At 70.2% G+C, this 19,970-nt stretch carries 20 protein-coding genes and 1 tRNA gene; 11 read left to right on the forward strand and 10 right to left on the reverse strand.

What is annotated here, in order from left to right:
- The coding region (locus CQ044_RS18010) for a polysaccharide deacetylase family protein (RefSeq protein ID WP_146116828.1) at window positions 1-704 on the forward strand (704 nt) is incomplete at its 5' end.
- A gap of 32 nt (window positions 705-736) precedes the next feature.
- On the opposite strand, the gene CQ044_RS18015 is transcribed toward CQ044_RS18010, so the two are convergent.
- The gene (locus tag CQ044_RS18015; protein WP_105689747.1) at window positions 737-1,174 is read right to left on the reverse strand and encodes a hypothetical protein; all 438 of its coding nucleotides are present in this window, start codon (window positions 1,172-1,174) and stop codon (window positions 737-739) included.
- Between the two features lie 180 nt (window positions 1,175-1,354).
- On the opposite strand from CQ044_RS18015, the gene CQ044_RS18020 reads away from it, so the two are divergent.
- A complete protein-coding gene (locus CQ044_RS18020) occupies window positions 1,355-2,911 on the forward strand; it encodes a Re/Si-specific NAD(P)(+) transhydrogenase subunit alpha (protein WP_105689748.1) in 1,557 nt (518 codons plus the stop codon).
- Window positions 2,908-4,305: a Re/Si-specific NAD(P)(+) transhydrogenase subunit beta gene (pntB, locus tag CQ044_RS18025; protein WP_105689749.1), complete on the forward strand. Its 1,398-nt coding sequence runs from the start codon at window positions 2,908-2,910 to the stop codon at window positions 4,303-4,305. Before CQ044_RS18020 ends, pntB begins: the two co-directional genes overlap by 4 nt.
- Before the next feature lie 175 nt (window positions 4,306-4,480).
- Here pntB and CQ044_RS18030 read toward each other — a convergent pair whose 3' ends face one another.
- The 4 genes from CQ044_RS18030 to CQ044_RS18045 form a co-directional block, all read right to left on the reverse strand.
- Window positions 4,481-5,371 carry a hypothetical protein gene (locus CQ044_RS18030; RefSeq protein ID WP_105689750.1) on the reverse strand — a complete coding sequence of 297 codons (891 nt, stop codon included), beginning with the start codon at window positions 5,369-5,371 and terminating at the stop codon, window positions 4,481-4,483.
- Window positions 5,372-5,527: 156 nt separating this feature from the next.
- The gene (locus tag CQ044_RS18035; protein ID WP_105689751.1) at window positions 5,528-6,352 is read right to left on the reverse strand and encodes an AraC family transcriptional regulator; all 825 of its coding nucleotides are present in this window, start codon (window positions 6,350-6,352) and stop codon (window positions 5,528-5,530) included.
- 316 nt (window positions 6,353-6,668) lie between these two features.
- On the reverse strand, window positions 6,669-8,324 hold the full coding sequence (locus CQ044_RS18040) for an acyl-CoA dehydrogenase family protein (RefSeq protein WP_105689752.1): 1,656 nt from the start codon (window positions 8,322-8,324) through the stop codon (window positions 6,669-6,671).
- 46 nt (window positions 8,325-8,370) lie between these two features.
- Window positions 8,371-8,907 (reverse strand): GNAT family N-acetyltransferase, encoded by a 537-nt coding sequence (locus CQ044_RS18045; protein ID WP_181158381.1) that lies wholly within the window; start codon window positions 8,905-8,907, stop codon window positions 8,371-8,373.
- 188 nt (window positions 8,908-9,095) lie between these two features.
- Between CQ044_RS18045 and CQ044_RS19680 the strand changes: the two genes are divergently transcribed.
- Complete coding sequence (locus tag CQ044_RS19680) at window positions 9,096-9,266, forward strand: hypothetical protein (RefSeq protein ID WP_181158382.1); 171 nt, start codon at window positions 9,096-9,098, stop codon at window positions 9,264-9,266.
- 54 nt (window positions 9,267-9,320) lie between these two features.
- Here the strand turns inward: CQ044_RS19680 and CQ044_RS18055 are convergent, their stop codons facing one another.
- Together CQ044_RS18055 and CQ044_RS18060 are read right to left on the reverse strand one after the other, a co-directional pair.
- On the reverse strand, window positions 9,321-10,238 hold the full coding sequence (locus CQ044_RS18055; RefSeq protein WP_105689755.1) for a cyclase family protein: 918 nt from the start codon (window positions 10,236-10,238) through the stop codon (window positions 9,321-9,323).
- 150 nt (window positions 10,239-10,388) lie between these two features.
- Entirely contained in the window at window positions 10,389-10,706 is a 318-nt protein-coding gene (locus tag CQ044_RS18060; RefSeq protein WP_105689756.1) for a DUF2853 family protein, read from the reverse strand.
- A gap of 168 nt (window positions 10,707-10,874) precedes the next feature.
- Between CQ044_RS18060 and CQ044_RS18065 the strand changes: the two genes are divergently transcribed.
- Together CQ044_RS18065 and CQ044_RS18070 are read left to right on the forward strand one after the other, a co-directional pair.
- The gene (locus CQ044_RS18065; RefSeq protein ID WP_105689757.1) at window positions 10,875-11,297 is read left to right on the forward strand and encodes a MarR family winged helix-turn-helix transcriptional regulator; all 423 of its coding nucleotides are present in this window, start codon (window positions 10,875-10,877) and stop codon (window positions 11,295-11,297) included.
- Window positions 11,298-11,340: 43 nt separating this feature from the next.
- Window positions 11,341-11,985, forward strand: coding sequence for a DUF998 domain-containing protein (locus CQ044_RS18070; RefSeq protein ID WP_105689758.1), 645 nt, complete (start codon window positions 11,341-11,343; stop codon window positions 11,983-11,985).
- A 21-nt stretch (window positions 11,986-12,006) separates the two neighbouring features.
- On the opposite strand, the gene CQ044_RS18075 is transcribed toward CQ044_RS18070, so the two are convergent.
- Entirely contained in the window at window positions 12,007-12,600 is a 594-nt protein-coding gene (locus CQ044_RS18075) for a TetR/AcrR family transcriptional regulator (protein WP_105689759.1), read from the reverse strand.
- A gap of 69 nt (window positions 12,601-12,669) precedes the next feature.
- Between CQ044_RS18075 and CQ044_RS18080 the strand changes: the two genes are divergently transcribed.
- Together CQ044_RS18080 and CQ044_RS18085 are read left to right on the forward strand one after the other, a co-directional pair.
- Window positions 12,670-13,773 carry a hypothetical protein gene (locus CQ044_RS18080; protein ID WP_146116830.1) on the forward strand — a complete coding sequence of 368 codons (1,104 nt, stop codon included), beginning with the start codon at window positions 12,670-12,672 and terminating at the stop codon, window positions 13,771-13,773.
- 110 nt (window positions 13,774-13,883) lie between these two features.
- Window positions 13,884-14,432, forward strand: a complete 549-nt coding sequence (locus CQ044_RS18085) for a hypothetical protein (protein ID WP_105689760.1) — start codon at window positions 13,884-13,886, stop codon at window positions 14,430-14,432.
- 45 nt (window positions 14,433-14,477) lie between these two features.
- Here the strand turns inward: CQ044_RS18085 and CQ044_RS18090 are convergent.
- A tRNA-Gly gene (locus CQ044_RS18090) sits at window positions 14,478-14,548 on the reverse strand.
- A gap of 201 nt (window positions 14,549-14,749) precedes the next feature.
- Window positions 14,750-16,165, reverse strand: coding sequence for an FAD-binding oxidoreductase (locus CQ044_RS18095; RefSeq protein ID WP_105689761.1), 1,416 nt, complete (start codon window positions 16,163-16,165; stop codon window positions 14,750-14,752).
- A gap of 171 nt (window positions 16,166-16,336) precedes the next feature.
- Here CQ044_RS18095 and CQ044_RS18100 point away from each other — a divergent pair, with 171 nt between their 5' ends.
- From CQ044_RS18100 to CQ044_RS18110, 3 genes are read left to right on the forward strand one after another with little or no spacing between them, the layout of a single operon-like run.
- Window positions 16,337-17,779, forward strand: coding sequence for an APC family permease (locus CQ044_RS18100; protein ID WP_105689762.1), 1,443 nt, complete (start codon window positions 16,337-16,339; stop codon window positions 17,777-17,779).
- 42 nt (window positions 17,780-17,821) lie between these two features.
- The gene (locus CQ044_RS18105) at window positions 17,822-19,297 is read left to right on the forward strand and encodes an aldehyde dehydrogenase (RefSeq protein WP_105689763.1); all 1,476 of its coding nucleotides are present in this window, start codon (window positions 17,822-17,824) and stop codon (window positions 19,295-19,297) included.
- Between the two features lie 40 nt (window positions 19,298-19,337).
- Complete coding sequence (locus CQ044_RS18110; RefSeq protein WP_052680128.1) at window positions 19,338-19,817, forward strand: Lrp/AsnC family transcriptional regulator; 480 nt, start codon at window positions 19,338-19,340, stop codon at window positions 19,815-19,817.
- Window positions 19,818-19,970 lie beyond the last annotated feature (153 nt).

The following is a 19,970-nucleotide window of genomic DNA, read 5'->3' on the forward strand; positions in this document are numbered from 1 at the left end:
CCCCGAGCCCGACGCCGACTCCGACTCCTACGCCGACGCCCACACCGCCCCCGGCACCGGCCCTGGCGAAGCTCCCGGCGCCGCACGAGGCGTTCACCGGCCTGCCCGGCGAGGGGAACCTGCTCGCCTGGACCGTCGACGACGGCACCGACTCGTCCGTCGTGCGCGCGTATGCGCAGTTCGCGCACGAGACCGGAACGCGGCTGACGCTGTTCGCCACCGCCTCCTACCCCGCGTGGGCGGAGAACGTGGACGTGCTGGCGCCGCTCGTCGCCTCGGGCCAGGTGCAGATCGGCAACCACACCTGGTCGCACCCCGATCTCACGTCGCTGTCCGACCGGGGCATCGTGGATGAGCTGCAGCGCACGCACGATCGGATCGGCGAGCTGTTCGGCATCGATGCTCGCCCGTTCTACCGCCCGCCGTTCGGATTCCATGACCGCCGGGTGCGCGCCGCCGCGGCGTCGATCGGCTACACCGCGCCGGCCCTCTGGTACGGCTCGCTCGCGGATTCCGGTCTCATCCCCGCGGAGGAGATCGTCCGTCTCGGGCACGAGTGGCTGCTCCCGCAGCACGTCGTGATCGGGCACCTCAACCACCCGCCGGTGACGACCGTCTTCCCGCAGCTCACCCGGATCATCGCGGAGCGCGGGCTCGTCACCGTCACGCTCAACGACGTGTTCACGAGCGAACACCACCCCTGAGTGCACGCACGTCGGGACGGGGCCCGCGGCGCTCAGCCCTCTGCGGGCTGCCGGGTGTAGACGCCGCGCACCAGCGGCGCCGGCTCCGCGTCGGCCGGTACGGCGGTGTCCAGCTCGAGCGAGAGCCGGTCGCCGTCGGCGCGCAGCCGGGTCACGGTGCGGCCGCGATCCGAGCGGCGGTCGAGCACGAGGGCATCGCCCTCCCAGGTCGCGGTGCCTGGTGCCTCGGGCGTGAAGCCGTAGGTGTCGAACCACCAGAATCCCGCCCCGGCGACCACGGCATGCGCCACGAGCGGTGCGCCGTCGGCGCCGTCGCGCGACTCGACGTAGTCCAGGAGGATGCCGTCGGGGCCGGGCTCGACGCTTAGGGCGCCGCGGGCGGATCCCGCCGCGGTCCACGCCGTCGGGAAGAGCTCCTCCGTCCCCGTCCAGTCGCCGAGCAGTCCCCTGAGCCGTGGATCCGGTGCCATGCCTGCGAGCCTACGCGGTGCCCGTCCGGCGTTGCCAGGGTGCAAAGATCCGCGATTCTTTGCGCGTAAGATCGCGAAATGCCGACGGATCCCCGCCGCCCGGCTCAGTACTCTGAGCAGGTTGTCCGGGCGAGGTCGCCCGGAGTCCCGTCGCCGCAGACGGGCACAGAGGAGGTAGCTATGGCAGTCATCGGCATCGTACGAGAGCCGGGGGGCGAGTCGCGCGTGGCCGCGACCCCGGCGACGATCGCGTCTCTGCGGAAGCTCGGTCACGAAGTGGTCGTGGAGCGCGGAGCAGGATCCGACGCGTCGTACCCCGACGAGGCCTACGCGGCCGCGGAGGCGACGCTGGTCGAGCGCGAACAGGCGTGGGGGAGCGAGATCGTCCTGGCGATCACGCCGCCCGATCCGGAGCGGATCGCCCTGCTCGCGGACGGGGCGACGTTCATCGCGCTGCTCTCGCCGGCGCTGCGCCCCGACCTCGTGGAGTCGCTCGCACAGCGCGGTATCACCGCGCTCGCCCTCGACGCCGTGCCGCGCATCTCGCGCGCGCAGTCGATGGACGTGCTGAGCTCGATGGCGAACATCGCCGGCTATCGCGCCGTGGTCGAGGCCGCGCACGAGTTCGGCCGGTTCTTCACCGGTCAGGTGACCGCCGCCGGCAAGGTGCCCCCGGCCAAGGTCCTCGTCGCGGGCGCCGGCGTCGCCGGCCTCGCGGCGATCGGCGCCGCATCGAGCCTGGGCGCGATCGTGCGCGCCACGGATCCGCGCCCGGAGGTGGCCGACCAGGTCACCTCGATCGGCGGCGAGTACCTGCCCGTCGACGTGGCGGTGGAGAAGTCCGCCGACGGCTACGCCAAGGCCACGAGCGAGGCGTACGACCGCCGCGCCGCCGAGATCTACACCGAGCAGGCCGCCGACGTCGACATCATCATCACCACGGCCCTCATCCCGGGACGCGCCGCGCCCCGGCTCATCACGGCATCGGACGTCGCCGCGATGAAACCAGGCAGCGTGATCGTCGACATGGCGGCGGGCCAGGGCGGAAACGTGGAGGGATCCGTCGCGGGGGAGCGCACCGTCACCGCCAACGGCGTCATCATCCTCGGCTACACCGATCTCGCCTCCCGCCTGGCCGCCCAGGCCTCGCAGCTGTACGGCACGAACGTCGCCAACCTCGTCGCCCTGCTCACCCCCGGCAAGGACGGCGTGCTCGCGATCGACTTCGACGACGTGGTGCAGCGCTCGGTCACGGTCGTGCGCGACGGCGCCGTGACGTGGCCGCCTCCGCCGGTGCAGGTCGCCGCCGCTCCCGCCAAGGCGACCCCCGCCCTTCGACAGGCTCAGGGACCGGATGGTGCGGCACCCGCAAAGAAGAGCATGTCGGCCGGGCGCAAGGCCCTGCTCATCGTGCTCGGCATCGCCGCGCTCTTCGCGGTGAACGCATTCGCCCCCGCGCCGCTGCCGCAGCACTTCACCGTGCTGACGCTCTCGGTGGTGATCGGCTTCTACGTGATCGGCAAGGTGCACCACGCGCTGCACACCCCGCTCATGTCGGTGACCAACGCGATCTCCGGTGTCATCGTGGTCGGCGCGATGCTGCAGATCACGGATTCGAATCCCGTCGTCCAGGTGATCGCGGCGATCGCGGTCCTGCTCGCATCCATCAACATCTTCGGAGGGTTCGCGGTCACCCGCCGCATGCTCGCCATGTTCACGAAGGGCGGCCAGAAGTGACCGTCGGGGCTCTCTCCACTGCCGCATACATCGTCGCGGCCCTGCTGTTCATCCTCAGTCTCGCCGGTCTCAGCCGGCACGAGACCGCGCGCTCCGGCGTGGTCTTCGGCATCTCGGGCATGGCCATCGCCCTCGTGGCGACCGTGTCGCTCACCGTCGCGCACGCCTGGTCCGGCGGCGCCGTGATCGGGCTGGTCTTCCTGCTCGTCGCGGTGCTCGTGGGGGCTGGGATCGGCCTCTGGCGCGCGAAGGTCGTCGAGATGACGGGCATGCCGGAGCTCATCGCGCTGCTGCACAGCTTCGTCGGTCTCGCCGCGGTGCTGGTCGGCTGGAACGGCCACCTCGCGCACGCGGAGATCGCGCCCTCGCTCGTCGGCATCCACAATGCCGAGGTCTTCATCGGCATCTTCATCGGAGGCGTGACCTTCACCGGATCCATCGTCGCGTACCTGAAGCTGTCGGCGCGGATCTCCTCCAAGCCGCTCATGCTGCCCGGCAAGAACGTGCTGAACATCGTGGCGCTCGTCGCGTTCCTGGTGCTCACGGTGTGGTTCGTGATCGACCAGCAGCTGTGGCTGCTCATCGCGGTCACCGTGCTCGCGTTCGCGCTGGGCTGGCATCTCGTCGCCTCGATCGGCGGCGGCGACATGCCGGTCGTCGTCTCGATGCTGAACAGCTACTCGGGCTGGGCGGCGGCTGCCGCGGGCTTCCTGCTCAACAACGACCTGCTCATCGTCACCGGTGCGCTCGTCGGATCCAGCGGTGCGTACCTCTCGTACATCATGTGCAAGGCCATGAACCGCTCCTTCCTCTCCGTCATCGCCGGCGGGTTCGGGATCGTCGCCTCGACGGGCTCCGACGAGGAATACGGCGAGCACCGCGAGACCACGGCGGAGAGCGCGGCCGAGATGCTCACCGCGGCCAAGAGCGTCGTGATCACGCCCGGCTACGGCATGGCGGTCGCGCACGCGCAGTATCCGGTCGCGGATCTGGTGCGGCGTCTGCGCGAGCGCGGCGTCGACGTGCGCTTCGGCATCCATCCCGTCGCGGGGCGTCTGCCCGGCCACATGAACGTGCTGCTCGCCGAGGCGAAGGTGCCGTACGACATCGTGCTGAGCATGGACGAGATCAACGACGACCTCGCGTCGACCTCCGTCGTGCTCGTGATCGGCGCGAACGACACGGTCAACCCCGCCGCGGCGGAGGATCCGTCGAGCCCGATCGCCGGCATGCCCGTCCTGCGGGTGTGGGAGGCCGAGAACGTGATCGTGTTCAAGCGCTCGATGGCCGCCGGCTACGCGGGCGTGCAGAACCCGCTGTTCTTCCGCGAGAACGCGCAGATGCTGTTCGGCGACGCCAAGCAGCGCGTGGAGGACATCATCGCGGCGCTCTGATGATCGGTGCGGAACGCACCGCGGGCCGGCCCTGGAAACGGGGCCGGCCCGCGGCGTTCCTCGGGCACCGCTTGCGCTCACCGTGCCCGGGGTACGGCGAAGCCGGCCGCGACACTGGGGAGGTCTCGGCCGGCTCCTGATTACCGGCGGGGAATCGCCGGTGGCATCGTTCAGGTCACGCGCAGTGACCGGGGGTCAGGAGGTTGTTGCCGATGACGCCCACGTTGTTGCTGTTGTCGGCGTCACTCCAATTGCCCGTCGCCGTGAGCGTGAGCACCGGTGCGATCGTGCCGGCGGCGCTGTTGAGGGCGGAGCCGAGGAGCGGGATCTGGACGAGCGCCTGCCACAGGGCGTTGGCCGTGGGATCCGGCATCACCACTCCGCCGAGGTAGCCCCAGCCGGTCTGCGAGCAGGACGGCATGCCGGCAAGCGTGAGGGTGCGCTTCAGAGTGAAGGTGCAGTTCACCCGGAAGCGCTGGTTGAAGCCGGAGCCGACCTTCTGCGGCGTCACGGAGAAATTGAGGAAGTCGCTCACGGAAGTCGGCGCGATCCAGTTCGGACCGGATACGTACGGGCCGTAGCCCGCCAGAGCGGCGGGGATCGCCAGTTCGGCGACGATCGCCGTCGCGTAGGCCAGCGCCCAGGCGATGAACGGCGCCGAGAGCGCCACGCCACCGATCGGAGCGACGTTCCAGGCGGCGTAGAGCAGCCCGCCGAGATCGGGGAGCTCGACGGACCAGACGCCCTGCGCGGTCTCGTCGATGCTCAGCGCGCTGGGCGGATTCTCGGCGGAACAGCAGTTGTTCGCGCCCTTGCTCCCGGCCGAGGTGACGGTGAAGCCGGGCAGCCCTTTGCCGGCTCCCCAGAAGTTGATCATGCACCCGCCGACGATGCCGATGTCCCATGGTGAGGATCCGGCGCAGCTCGCGGCCGCCGTGGGCAGGGCCGCCGCCGCGGCGACGACGGGGATCGACCAGGCGGCCCCCTTGATGATGGTGCGGCGTGGGACGGTTCGCCGCGTCGAGTCCGGCGTCTTGCCGAAGGACTCACCCTGATGCTGCGTCATAGTTCTTCTCTCCCCTGGATACGGACCGCCGCCGATGCGTCGCGGCCAGGATCAAGCTCCCAGAGGGTGGCGGATCCGGTCGTGCCGGAACGTGCCGGTGGCGCACGGTGGCGAAGATCGTGTCTCATTCCGGTCGTGCGCTCCCACGCGGGCGGATCAGCACGGGTCCTCGCCGGCCCTGTCGAGCTCACGCGCCCGCCGCAGGGCGCGTTGGTCTCGGAACCCGGCGGCTCGGGCGATGCGATCACCATGCGAGATCGGGATCGAATCACTCGTGGAGTCGGCCGTCGCCAGCCGTGCTCTCCGTATGGCGGCCGACGGGGTCATACCGGTTGCGGAGAAGATGCGGACGAGTTGGCGACGGCTCAGATGCACGACCGCCGCGAGATGCTCGACATCGAACTCCGGATCGGTGTGGTGGGCGGCGATGGCGGCCAGCGCCCGCGTGAGGTCGGAAGGCGCGCGCCACGCCTCGTCGGCCGCATCCTGTACCGTGCTGCGGCTCATGACAGTGGCCACGATGTTCTCGAAGGCGCGCGCGATGAACGGCGTGCCAGGTTCCTCAGGGACGAGACCGATCCCGATGGTGGTGCTCACCATCGAGGCGAACAGCTGGGCCGACCGGGGCTCGGTGAAGAGGATCGGCACGCCGGGTCGAGGATGGTACATCGCCAGCCGCTCGTTCTCGGCGACGAACTGCATGAAGCCGAAGCCGTCCGAGGCCGTGATCCACGTCGGAGTGGTCGCATCCAGGAGCAAGAGGTCCCACGGCTTCAGTTCGGCGCGCCAGTCTCGCGTCTTGAGGACGCCCGTCCCGTCGACCACGAGGACCACGCGGAGCACGCCGTGGTGCTCGACGGGCCGGAGTCGCGCGGCGTTGAGCCAGATGCGAGCCACGGAGATCGCGGCATCGGTGAATCGATCCCCGTACAGTCGCATCGTGCCTTCGGCGAGCTGCGCGTGCCAGCCGAGATCGGCCATCCATCGCCGTGCGGCGCTATCGGTGAGCGAGACTTCTCTGTCGAGCCCCCGGCCGCGCACAGCATGTTCGCCAGTTTTGATCCCCATCTCGAGTGACTCCCCTGTCCTCGGGGGCCAGCGCACCGCAGCGCCTTCGCTCCATCCCCTTGCGGCCCCTCGAGATCATCCTCGGAGGGGGCTCCGTGCACTGATGATCCCCATCAGCGGTACACGGGAGGACGGGCTGCCCAACGCGATTCCTATCACGACGCGTGGACGGGAGAGGGTGCGGCTAGGGCATATCCCGTAGACCGGCGGCACCTGTCGAGGGCGTAGTTCAGCCCCCGCTACCGGCGTGGCGATCGACGATCGCGGATGCGGATGCGGATGCGGCTGCGGCGGGCGCGGCCCCGTAGAGGAACCCGCGCGCCCTACCCAGGCGCGACGACGTGAACGCATCGGCGACCTCCGCCGGAGCATGCCGGACGAGCAACGACGCCTGGAGCGCCACCGCGAGCGCCTCGGTGAGCCGGCGCGCGCCCGCCTGCGCCTCGGCGGACGCGGGATCGTGCTGCGCGTCGCGGAGCAGCCGCTCGGTATCGGCGACGTGCGCGTCGAGCCGCGCATCCGCGCCTTCCGCGAGGCGCACCTCGGCGAGCAGCGCGTCGGCGGTCTCGGGCTCGCGGGCGATCGCGCGCAGCACGTCGAGCGCGATGACGTTGCCGGATCCCTCCCACACCGCCATGACGGGCTGCTCGCGGTAGCGCCGGGCGAGCGGGAACGCCTCGGTGTAGCCGTTGCCGCCGAGGCACTCCAGCGCCTCGTACGCGTGGCCGGGGCCGCGCTTGCAGATCCAGTACTTCAGCACGGCTGTCGCCAGGCGGCGGAACGGCTCGTCCGCCGCGGGGGCGTCGGCCTCGTAGGCGGCCGCGACCCGCAGGGACGAGGAGATCGCGGCCTCGGTCTCCAGGGCGAGGTCGGCCAGCACCTGCGTCATCGCGGGCTGCTCGGCCAGCAGCGCGCCGAACGCCGAGCGGTGCTGGGCATGCCAGATCGCCTCGGCCGTGGCCTGCCGCATGCCCGCGGCTGTGCCGAGCATGCAGTCCAGCCGGGTCTGGCTGACCATCTCGATGATCGTGCGGACGCCGCGGCCCTCCTCGCCGACCAGCCAGGCGATCGTGGCGTCGAACTCGACCTCGCTCGAGGCGTTCGCGCGATTGCCGAGCTTGTCCTTGAGACGCTGGACGAGGAACGGGTTGCGGGATCCGTCGGGCAGCACCCGCGGCAGGAGGAAGCAGCTCAGCCCGCCGGGCGCCTGCGCGAGCACGAGGAAGCCGTCCGACATCGGCGCGGAGCAGAACCATTTGTGCCCGGTGAGGATCCAGGATCCGTCGCTGGCCGGCATCGCGGACGTGCGGTTCGCGCGCACGTCGGACCCGCCCTGCTTCTCGGTCATCGCCATGCCGAACAGGGCGGAGGTCTTGCCGGGTTCGAGCGCGGGCGAGTAGTCCCGCGAGAACAGGCGCGGGATCCACTCCTCCCGCAGCTCCGCGGGTCCGAACTGCTGCAGCGCGGGCACCACGGCGTGCGTCATCGAGACCGGGCAGGCGTGCCCCGGCTCGACCTGTGCGAAGAGCAGGAACTGCGCAGCTCTGGCGACCTGTGCGCCCGGGCGCGGATCAGCCCAGGCGGCCGTGTGCGCCCCGGCGGCGACGGCGGCCGAGAGGACGCGGTGGTACGAGGGGTGGTACTCGACCTCGTCGACGCGCCGTCCCCAGCGATCGAACGCCACGAGCTCCGGCTCATGCACGTTGGCGAGCTCGGCGTCGTGCGAGAACGCGGCGGATCCGACCAGCTCCCCGGTCGCGATGAGCTCCGGCTCGGCCCACGACGCACCATGACGTCGCACCCCCTCGACGAGGGGCAGGTCGAGGGAGAACTCGTCCAGGCCTTGGCGCGGCGGCGCCTGGTTCGTGACGGTGTGCGTCGCCATGCGGATCCCCTTCGCTCGTCTGGTCCGACCGTACGCCGTGGGCGGGTCAGTCGGTGCCGCGCTCGAGCCACTCGGAGCGGAGCAGGCCCATCCGCACGATGTCCTCGTACTGCCCGCGCACCCAGGCGTGCTCGCGCTGGCGCCCCTCGACGACGAAGCCCGCCTTCTCGTAGGACCGGATCGCGGCCGCGTTGGAGGCGATCACCTCGAGGTGCACGCGGCGGAGGTTGCCGCGCACGAAGGCGAACTCGAGGATCCGGGCCATGGCCTCGGTCCCGATGCCCTTGCCCCGTGCCGACGGGATGAGTGCGATGCCGACCTCGGCATGACGCGCGACCTCGTCGACGTCGAACAACCCGACGTTGCCGACGGCATCGCCGTCGACATCGATGACGAAGTTCATGCTGTTCGCCGGGTCCGCTTCGCGTTCGATGACACGTGCCTGCCAGGCTTCGCGCGTCCGCGCCGTCGGTCGGCCCGGGTTGCGTTCCTCCCAGGTGTCCAGATCCGACGCGATCGTGTAAAGCGCGTCGAGGTCGGCTTCGGTGCGGGCGCGGAGGGTGACGGCGGGGCGCGGGGACATGGGGGACACGCTACCCGCGCGTCCGGACATCCGTGGCTCCGCCGGGTCCGCGGCGGCGGTGCTCGCCCGGACCTTGTCAACCCCCGGAACGCGGCATAGCCTGCCGAAAGAGAGACGAATCGGACCCGTCGCGAGGGACAGGCGCCGACGAGGTGTCGCCGGTCGGATCCGTCGCGAAGGAGGACGAGATGGGCCACGACGAGGACGAGGACCAGGTCGAGGAGCAGATCCAGGACCAGGTCGAGGAGCAGGAGGCCCCTTCCGGCGGCCCGCCCGTGGACGAGGATGACGGGGGTTTGATCCCGCCGCCCGAGGTGGACCCGATACTCGGATTCGAGGGATCGATCGAGGGACTCTGACGGCGGGTGCCGCGATCGGCGGTCTCCGGCGCGGCGCTCAGGAGCAGGATCCGCCTAGACGATCGCGTGCGCCCGGACCGGGAACGTGCCGAACCCGGCCACGGCGGGTGGAGCGGCGGTGAAGCGTGCGCCGCGGGGCGGGAGGGATCCCAGCCCGGCGAGGTGCTCGACGACCGGGATGCCCGCGGCGAGCAGCGCCGAGTGAGCCGGCCGCTCGCCGCCGGACTCGGTGTCGTCGATGTTGAGCGAGTCGATCCCGACCAGCGCGACCCCGGCGTCGGCGAGGAACTGCGCGGCCTCGCCGGTGAGGAAGGGTGCGCCCCGGCCGTACTCCGAGGTGCCGAAGTGGCGATCCCAGCCCGTGTGCAGCAGCACCGCCGCGCCGCGCAGGTCGCGGTCGGCGAGGGTCGCGGATCCGATCCCGCGACGGTCGGATGACCAGGTGTCGGTGAGGTGGAAGACCTCGGCGGGCAGATCGACAAGCTTCTCGAGCGGCAGTGACGAGAGGTCGCCGCCCTCGGCATAGCGATGGAACGGCGAGTCGATGTAGGTGCCCGTATTGCCGATCATCGTGATGACGTCCATGGCGAACTCGGTGCCCGGCGCGTACTTCGCACGGGAATCCTCCCGGGTGAGGAACGGCGCGATCTCCGGCACCGGAAGGCCAGGGTAGGTGACCAGACCCGCGTGGATCGGATGCGACAGGTCGACGATCCGCCTCTCCGAGGCCACCGTCGGGGAGGCGGTGCCCCTGCTGCCGCGGTGCTGCTCGGCGACGATCCGGAGGTCGGTCAGCACGACCGACTCCACGAGAGCGAGGCCCAGATGGCGGACGAGGAGCAGGCCGATCGCGACGGTGTCCAGGTCGGGGGAGGGAAGGTCCAGGCGGAACCCGTCGCCCTGCATGCCGCCGCCGTTCGCGAAGCGGAGCTCGAAGCCGAAGTGCGCGCGGTACTCGGTGGGCTCGGTCATCCCGCCAGTATGGCGAGGATCCGGGGGCCGGCGGCGCCTCTGGCGGAATCGACCCTCTTGCGCGAGCGGCTCACGCGAGCGGTTCACGTCGGAAGGGCCGCGCCCGCCGGAGCGGATGCGGCCCTTCCTGTCGTGCAGTGGAGCGGGCGCTCAGTGGAAGAGGCCCAGCTTGCCGAACTTCTCGGCGAGCAGGTAGTACACGGTGATGCGGCTCTTGGTGCGGTCCGCCTTCATCGTCTCCTTGACCTCATCGAGTGCGGCGTCGAGCGCGGCGTCCGACTCGGTGAGGCCGAGCTTCTTCTGAAGGAAGTTGGTCTTGACGGTCTCGACCTCGTCCTTGTCGGAGAACGCGACGTAGGCCGAATCCTGGCTGCTCATCACGAGCCGGTAGGTCCTGAGGAGACCCTCGATCGCAGCTTCATCGGCATTGGGACGGTAGATCTTGACGTCAGCGGCCCAGTCAGCCATAGGTGAACTCCTTTACGTCCGGCCCGGCTCGATATGCCGCGCTCGCCAGAGATCGTAGACGCCCTGACCGAACGGCGGAAGACGCGCCGCGGAACTGGCGTCGCGATCACCCGGCGCGGGACCCGGTCCGGTCTTGACTTCAGTGACTTAAGCACTTAAGTTAGTCGCATGAGCACCCTCTCCCATCTGCTGCACGAGCTGGTGATGACGATGGACGCGCAGGGGGAGCGCCGGCTCGCGCCGTTCGGGCTGTCGATGCGCCGATTCGTGACCCTCACGATCGTCGGCGAGCACCCGGGCGTCGTCGCGCGGCAGCTCGCCGATGCCGTCGGCGTCACAGAGGCGGGGATGAGCGGCATCGTGCGCGACCTCGCCGACGCGGGGCTCGTCCGTGCCGAGGGCGTCCCCGGCGGCGGGCGCGCCAAGCCGGTCACGCTGACGCCCGCCGGGGAGCGGCGCCTGGTCGAAGCCACTGCGGCGCTCGGCGGATCGTTCGACGACGTCGTGCGTGCGGCGGGCGAGGACCCGGACGATCTGTCCACCCGCCTCGTCCGCGTGATCGCGCAGCTGAAGGTCGACCCCGCGGACTGAGCCGCGGACGCAGGCAGAACCCAGGACTCCGGAAAGGGAGACGGTGGACACTCTTCACAGTCAGCCGATCGCGCTCGCCGCGGCCGGCATCGCACTCGCCCTCTGGCTCGCGCGGATCGTCGTGTTCGCGCGGCTGCACGCGCTGCGTCCTCCGGCGCACCTCCTGCGCGACACGGTCAGCGACTACGCGAACGGGGCGACCGGGCGGCTGTTCCGGGTGATGAGCGTGATCACCGCCGGCGCCTGGACCGCGACGGCGGTCGCCGTGCTGCTCGGGCTCCCGTCGTGGGACTACCGGATCCCCTGCTTCGTGATCCTGCTCGTGGCGGCGATCACCCCGCTGCTCATGATCGCGGCGCCCATCCCGCCGCAGGGCACCCGCCTCGGGGTGCAGGGGATCGTGCACTACGTTCTCGCGATCATCAACTTCGCCGCGGCGTACAGTCCGGCGGATCGGATCGCCGCGCTCGTGCGGGGATCCGCGGCGCAGGGCGGCTCGCCGCTGCTGACGGTGATCGGCGGGATCCTCGGGGTGCTGGCCGTCGTGATCCTGGTCGCGCTCATCGCGCTGGTCGCGAGCCTGGTGCTGCCGAAGCTCCGCCGGATCGTCGGCGTCACCGAGCGCGCGTTCCTCTGGTCGGTCGTGGTGTTCTACACGCTGTTCGCGGTGGCGCTGGTGTTTGGCTAGATCGGAGGTCGGGGCGGGGCCTCAGTCCAGTGCATCGAGCGCCGTGCTGAGCCGCGAGGCCAGGGCGTCGGCGTCGAGCGCGGGATCCACCGTGAGGCGCACCATGAACCCCTGCATCACGGCCATGACCGCATCCGCCATCCCGCCGGCCGTGTCCCTCGCAGCGGTCGTGTCCTGTTCCTGCGCCCACGGCAGCAGCACGGTCTGGAGCCGGTCGTGGATCTGCGCCAGGTTCTCGTGGACGATGACGGACAGCTCGCCGTCCCGCGCGCTCTCGATCCAGATCTGCGCCAGCAGGCCGCGCTGCGCGCGCTGCCCCGCGGCGCCTGTGAGCAGATGCCGCAGCAGCACACCGGGCCTGATGACGGAGGGAGGTGTTCCGAGATCGCCGAGGAGGAGACCGAACGTGCTCTGCAGCTTCATCGTCGAGGCGAAGCGCATGAGGTCGGCCTTGCCCGAGAAGTGCGAATAGATGGATCCCGCGGAGAGGCCGGACTCGGTGATGATGTCCGCCATCGATGTTGCGGCGAATCCCTGGCGGGTGAAGCAGGCCATCGCGGCCGCCGCGATCTGCTCGCGTCGATCCTGGCGGGTCTTCTCGGTCAAACGAGGCATGTAAAAAGAATAGCTGTTCTGTTACAGTCGAAGCCTAAACGAATTGATCGTTCTCTTTGGAGGCTTCGCATGTCCACGCCGTCCCTTCGTCCGCACACCAAGTGGGGTGTCGCTGTCGCCCTGGGTGTCGTCGGTTCGCTCCTGGTTGGTCTGTTCGTGCTCGCGTTCCTGTGGCCGAGCAAGACCTCGGAGGCGCACAACCTGCCGGTCAGCATCGCCGGCCCCGCGGCGACCGTGAGCGCGCTGGAGGATGCGCTCGGCAAGGCCGCGCCCGGCACGTTCGACTTCGTCGAGGCGACGGACCGAGACGCCGCGGTGTCGCAGATCGAGAAGCGCGAGACGTATGGGGCGATCGTGCTCGCGGCTCCGCCCGCGATGCCGGAGGTGCTCACGGCTCCGGCCGGCAGCGCGGTCGCGACGCAGATGCTCACCGGCGTGGCCGCCCAGCTCAAGGCGCAGCTCGCGCAGCAGGTGGCGGCCGCCGGCGGTGACGCCTCCGCAGTGCAGATCGCCGTCACGCCGATCGTCCCGCTCGCGGACTCGGATCCGACCGGATCCGGGCTCGCCGCCGCGTCCTTCCCGCTCATGATCGGCGGGATGCTGGGCGGTGTGCTCGTCTCGCTCCTGGTGGTCGGCGCCGCCCGCCGCCTGGCCGCGCTCGCCGGCTTCGCAGTGGCGGCAGGGCTCGTCCTCACCTTCATCCTGCAGACCTGGTTCGAGTACCTGCCGGGCGAGTTCTGGATCAACGCGCTCGTGATGGGAACGTCGATCCTCGCGACCTCGTCGTTCATCGTCGGCTGCGCGTCGCTGCTCGGCCGAGGGGGCATCGGACTCGGTGCCGTGGTGACGATGCTCTTCGCCAACCCGATCTCGGCTGCGGCCGTGCCGTGGCAGTTCCTCGCCGAGCCGTGGGGTGCGATCGGCCAGTGGTTTGTCCCGGGGGCCGCCAACACGCTCATCCGCTCCGCCGCCTACTTCCCGCAGGCGGACGCGTCCCGGCAGTGGTGGATCCTCGCCGGCTGGATCGTGCTCGGCGTCGTCCTGACCCTGATCGGGCACTTCCGCGCCAGGGCCACGATGCACGTGCCGGAGGCGACGCTCGTGCACGAGGCGCCGGAGGCCGAGATGGTCCCCGGCGGACCGCAGCAGCGCGGCGGGGAGCTCGTACCGTAGGCTGACCCCGAATGCGGTGCCCTCGATGTCGTCGGGGGAGCCTGAGGCTGCGTTCCCGAGGGGTCGTCGCCGAGGACTCCCGCTCGACTTTCATGCACTGGGGGCTTGAAATGACGTCATCGCGTGTCGACAAGAGCGGGGTGTCCCGACGCACCGTCGTCAGATCCGCCGTCTGGTCCGTCCCCGTCATCACGGCGGCGGTCGCGATGCCGCTGGCCTCGGCCTCGGCTCCCGTCGATCAGCAGAACGTGCAGGTCGCGTCGAGCTGCTGGCAAGCCAACTTCGGCGGCGTCCTGCTCTCCTACCCGCAGTACACGATCACCGCGATCGGAAACCCGGTGAAGGCGGGATCCTCGTTCCTGCTCACCGGCGCGGGGATCGGCAACCTCGTCGTCGGGGTGGTCGCAGGCGCGGGCGTCCTCACCCTCCTCAGCTCGACCGAGGTGAGGTTCGTGCTCTCCCAGGACATCCCCGCGGGGCAGTCCGCAGGGCTCCAGGTCCAGGGGCTCCGCCGGGAGCAGACGTCGGACGCGTACATCCTCGCTGTCGAGAACATCATCGGCAACGCGAACAGCAACCCGGCAGACGATGCCTCGGGGCAGAACCTCTGGGGCCGCTACTCCGAGTTGCTCGGGTTCATCGTCGGCATCTGCGGGTGACGAGAAAGGGCCCCCGCCTGAGGCGAGGGCCCTTTCTCTGTCCGGAGGGGCTGACGGGAATCGAACCCGCGCTATCTGCTTGGGAAGCAGAAGTTCTGCCATTGAACTACAGCCCCGCACGTCGATGACGCCTGGCCAGCATAACAAACGCGCGTGGGTTCCCCGATCCAGTTCCGTCGACGCCCCCTCGTAGTGTCGAGGCCCCCTCGTGCGCGCGCCCACGCGAGGGGGCGCGGGTGCTGCGAGGGGGCATCGACGAAAAAGCGGCAGATGCGGTGACGTGGACGAGACGACGCGGCGGCGGATCCCCCGGCCCCTCAGGAGTCGAAGCCCATGCCCAGGGCGTCGAGCGTGCGCAGTAGGAGGTTCCGCTTGCCCTCGCGGTGATCCGCGCGGTCCATCGACCAGCGGACCGCGTTGATGCCGATCGTCGCGGCCGGTTCCGGGGGGAACGGGGTCGGCCGCTCGCGGACCATCTGCAGGGAGGTGCGCTCGGTCTTCGCGCCGTCGAGCAGGTCGAGCATGACGTTGCCGGCGAAGCGGGTCGCGGCGACGCCGAGGCCGGTGAAGCCGGCGGCGTGCGCGACGCGACCGCCGTGGCTGGTGCCGTAGAACGCGCAGAACCGCGAGCAGGAGTCGATCGCGCCGGCCCAGCGGTGCGTGAAGCGGATCCCCTCGAGGGCGGGGAAGGTCGTGAGGAAGTGCTCGGCCAGCCGGCGGAACGACTCGGGGCGGTCCTCGTAGCGCTCCCGCACCTTGCCGCCGGGGTGGTAGACCGCGTCGTAGCCGCCGAAAACGATCCGGTCGTCGGCGGTCTGCCGGTAGTAGTGGAACTGGTTGGCGATGTCGGCGAGGCCCTGACGGTCCTCCCAGCCGATCTCGGCCCGCTGCCCGGCGGTGAGCGGCTCGGTCGCGAGCACGTAGTCGTAGACCGGGACGGTCATCAGCCGGTTGCGCGTGAGGAGCGACGGGAAGACGTTGGTCGCGAGCACCGCACGGTCGGCGTGCACGGCGCCGCTCTCCGTCGTGGCGACGACACCGCGGTCGACGCGCCGCACTCCGGTCACCCGGGACCGCTCGAAGATCCGCACGCCGCGCTCGGCGACGACCCTCGTGAGCTCGAACGCGAGCTTCGCCGGGTGCACGAGGATGTTCCCGTCCCTGTCCCAGAGGCCGGCGCGGTAGGTGGGGGAGGAGATCATCGCGCGCAGGTCGGGGCCGTCCAGGAAGACGTGGCGGTCGTCGTGGCGGGCGCTCGCGAGCTGGCGGCGCTGGTACTCCTCCGTTGCGATCTTCACGACACCGGTGCGCTCGAGATCGGCGCGGATCCCGTAGCGCTCCGCGGTCGCGGCGATCTCGGCGAGGTTCTCCGCGCCCATCCGCTCGAGCGCGTCCATCTCGTCGGGCCAGCGGCTCGCCCCGTTGTCGTAGCCGTGCGTGAGGCTGGCCTCGCAGAAGCCGCCGTTGCGCCCGGACGCCGCCCAGCCGATCCGGTTCGCCTCGAGGATCGTCACCCTGGCGCCGGGGTCGCGCTCGGTCGCGAGCAGCGCGGTCCAGAGCCCGGCGTACCCGCCGCCCACGATCACCAGGTCGGTGTCGATGCGCCCGGTCAGTGCATCGTGGCGTTCGGCCGTGGCGTCGTCGAGCCAGAACACCCGCTGCTCTGCGGCGCTGAGGGCGTGGTCGACGGCGGCTGCCGGGGCCGGCATGCGTTCGAAGGCGGTCTGCGGCATCGTTGCTCCTCGCTGGCATTGACGATTCGGGATCACCGAGGGACGGACAATGCTGATTGGTGAAAAGTACAGATTGATGGTTGCGTATTCCGCAAGACTTCGCAAGGATGACTCTCGGATGGGCGAATGAGCCCGTCATCGTGCACTCAACGGAGAGAGTCGAGGAGTCCCATGAGCACGGAAGTCACGTCGCACCCGAGCGACGCGGTGGAGGAGAAGCTCCCGCGCAAGCTGCGGTGGTATGACGCGTTCGCGATGTCGATGACGATGCCGGCGGCGCTGATCGCCACGCTCGGAGCGTCGATCGCGGGTCTCGGCGGCTGGGGCGCCGCGGTGCTCTGGGCCGTCTCGATGGTCATCGCGTTCGTCGTCAACTGGATCTACATCGAGCTGTCCACGATGTTCCCGGAGTCCTCCGGCGGCATCGCGGGCTTCGCGGCCGAGGCCTGGAAGAGCCGCGCGCCCTGGCTCGCCCCCGTCGCCGGCGTCGGCTACTGGCTGCCCTGGGGATCCAACCTCGCGACCTACGGCGCCCTGACCGGCCTCATCATCCAGTCGCAGTGGTTCCCCGATCAGACCTGGGAGCTCGCGTTCGGGCCGATCCACCTCAGCTTCCCGATCGTGATCGGCCTGGTCGTGATCTTCGTGCTCTACGCGATCAACGCGATCGGCGTCCGCGTCACGATGACCTTCGTCTACATCACCGCCGCGATCCTGATGATCCCGCTGTTCGTGTTCATCGTGCTGCCTCTGTTCAGCAGCGGCTGGCACCCCGGCGAGCTCACCTGGAAGCTGAGCGGCTGGGAGGGCCTGCACACCGCGCTCGTCTGGCTCTACGTGATGGCCTGGACCACGCTCGGCGTCGAGGTCTGCACGACCTTCGCCTCGGAGTACCGCGACCCGATCAAGGACACCGCGCGGGCGATCCGCGCGGCCGCGCTGTTCTGCCTCGGCGTCTTCTTCCTCGTCCCGATCACGCTCGGCGGATTCGCCGGCGAGGCGGCGATCGGCAAGGATCCGGCGACGTTCTTCGTCGCGGCCTTCGCGAAGCTGGTCCCCTCGGACGCGGCCGCGAACATCATGGTGCTCTGCCTCATCGCCTCGCTCGTGCTCGTGATGCTGACCTCGGTGGCCGACTCCTCGCGCGTGCTGTTCAACATGGGCAAGGAGGGCGTCACTGTACGGTCCGTCGGCAAGCTCGACCGCCGCGGCATCCCGATGCGGGCGCTGAACGTCATGCTCGTGCTGAACATCGTGCTGCTCGTGGTGCTGCAGCAGCCCCTCGCCATCATCGTCACCGGCAACCTCGGCTACGTCATCACCCACGTGCTCGCGGTCTCCGGCTTCGCCCTGCTCCGCAAGGACCGCCCGAACGCGGTGCGCCCGATCCGGCTGCCGAACTTCCTGGTGCCGGTCTCGATCGCTCTCGCCGTCCTGCTCGCGGTCATCGTCGTCGTCGGCGCGACCGGGTTCTCGATCACCGGCTACGGCGGGATCCTGGAGCTGAGCATCGCGATCGGCATCCTCGCCCTCGGAGTCGTGATCTGGGCGTTCGTCCGCGCCCGCGACCGCCGCAACGGGCTCCTGCCGCAGACCGTCGACGAAGCCGTCTGACGCTCCCCTTCACCCGATCCCCTCGAGAGGAAACCCATCATCATGACCCCGTCACCCGTCGTCGCCGCAGCCGACATCCTCGTCCCGCACTCGCAGCTCTACATCGCCGGAGACTACGTGGACGCCGCCTCGGGCGAGACCACCGACGTCGTCAGCCCGGTCACCGGCGAGGTGATCGCCGCGGTCGCCGTCCCGGGCCGCGAGGATCTCGACCGTGCCGTCGCCTCCGCGCGAGAGGCCCAGCGCGCCTGGAGCCGCGTCGGGGTCTGGCAGCGCGCCGCGATCCTGCACAAGGTGGGCGACCTCATCGCCGCCAAGCGCGATGAGCTCGCCCACCTGCTCACTCTCGAGCAGGGCAAGCCGCTGACCGAGTCCTACGCCGACATCGACGAGACCGCCCAGCTGTTCCATCTGCACTCCGAGGATGCGGTGCGCCTGCACGGCGAGACCCTGCCGGCCAACGACACCCACAAGCGGATGTGGACGTTCTACCAGGGCGTCGGCACCTGGGCGATCGTGATCCCCTGGAACTTCCCTGTTCTGATGTTCGCCGAGTTCGCAGCTCCAGGGCTCGCGACGGGCAACGCGCTGGTCGTGAAGCCGCCGACGCACACGCCGCTCACGCTCCTCGCCGCCGTCGAGGTGCTCGAGGAGGCGGGCGTCCCGGCCGGCCTGGTCAGCGTCCTCCCCGGCGAGGGCGCGTTCGGTGCGGATCTCGTCTCGCACCCCGGCATCGACGCGATCGGGTTCATCGGATCCTCCGCGACCGCCGAGAGGATCGTCACGACGGCCGGGCTCAAGCGCTCCATCATCGAGGCGTCCGGCAACGGCCCCGTGGTCGTGCTCGACGACGCCGATGTCGAGGCCGCCGCGCGTGCCGCGGTGCGAGGGGCCTACTACAACGCCGGTCAGGTCTGCTGCGCCACCGGGCGGGTGCTGGTGGCCAGTTCCGTGCGCGAGCGCTTCGTCGAAGCGGCCAGGGCGGCGGCGCAGGCGGCCGTGCTGGGCGATCCGTTCCACGCCGCGACCACGCTCGGCCCGATGAACAACCACGCCGCCGCGAGCAAGGTCGACGCGCACCTCGCCGAGGCCCGCGAGCGGGGCTTCGAGTTCGTGGTCGGCGGAGGTCGCGCCTCGGGCTTCCCGACCGACCTCTACTACGACTTCACCGTCGTCGACGGCGTCGCGCCGGACGCGCTGCTGAGCGTCGCCGAGACCTTCGGGCCTGTCGTCCCGATCATCTCGGCGGACACGGACGACGAACTGCTCCGCATCGCCAACGACGATGCGCTCGGCCTGCAGGGCGCCGTCTTCACGAAGGACCTCAGCCGCGCCTACCGGTTCGTGGAGCAGATGCGCACCGGCCAGGTGATCGTGAACGACAGCAACGGGTTCTGGGACATCAACATGCCCTTCGGCGGCGTCGGCGGGAGCCGCACGGGATGGGGCCGCATCGGCGGGAAGCACACGCTGCTCGACATGAGCGACCTGCGCACCGGCGTGATCCACCTCGACTGATGCAGCGGATCCCGACCCTCCTCGCGATAGCCTCGATCCCGTGAACGAGCTTGACGGCCTGGACCACCTGGACCGCCGCATCATCGCGGCGCTCCAGGTGGACGGGCGCCGCACCTTCTCCAGCCTCGCCGACGAGTTCGGCGTGCCGGCCTCCTCAGTGCGCTACCGGCTGAAGAAGCTCGAGGACGAGGGGGTGCTGCAGGTCGTCGGGATCGCCAACCCCCTGGCGATCGGCTTCGACCGGCTGGCCCTCATCGGCGTGCAGGTGCGGCCGGGCTCGGCCCGTGCGATCTGCAAAGCGCTCGCCGCATTGCCCGAGACGAGCTACGTCGTCATCACGAGCGGGAAGTTCGACGTCATGGTCGAGGTGATCTGCCGGGACGTCGCGCACATCGTCGACGTGCTGGAGAACAAGATCGGCGCGCTCGACGACGTCGTCTCGACCGAGTCGTTCTTCGTACTCGAGGTGCACAAGCTCGCCTACGGCTGGGGAGTTCCCGAGGTCTCCAGCGCCGACTAGGCGCATCCAGGATCCGATCCGCGCGGACGGCTCCGCTGCTTCATGCGCAGCCTGCTGCTCGTGTGCCGCGGCGCTGGGTCGACGCCCCCTCGTGGCGCCGAGGCCCCCGCGTGCGCGCGCCCGTGCGAGGGGGCGCGGGTGCTGCGAGGGGGC

It is taken from the genome of Microbacterium sp. MYb64 (genome assembly GCF_002979495.1).
In the GTDB taxonomy this organism is placed as follows: Bacteria; Actinomycetota; Actinomycetes; order Actinomycetales; family Microbacteriaceae; genus Microbacterium; species Microbacterium azadirachtae_A.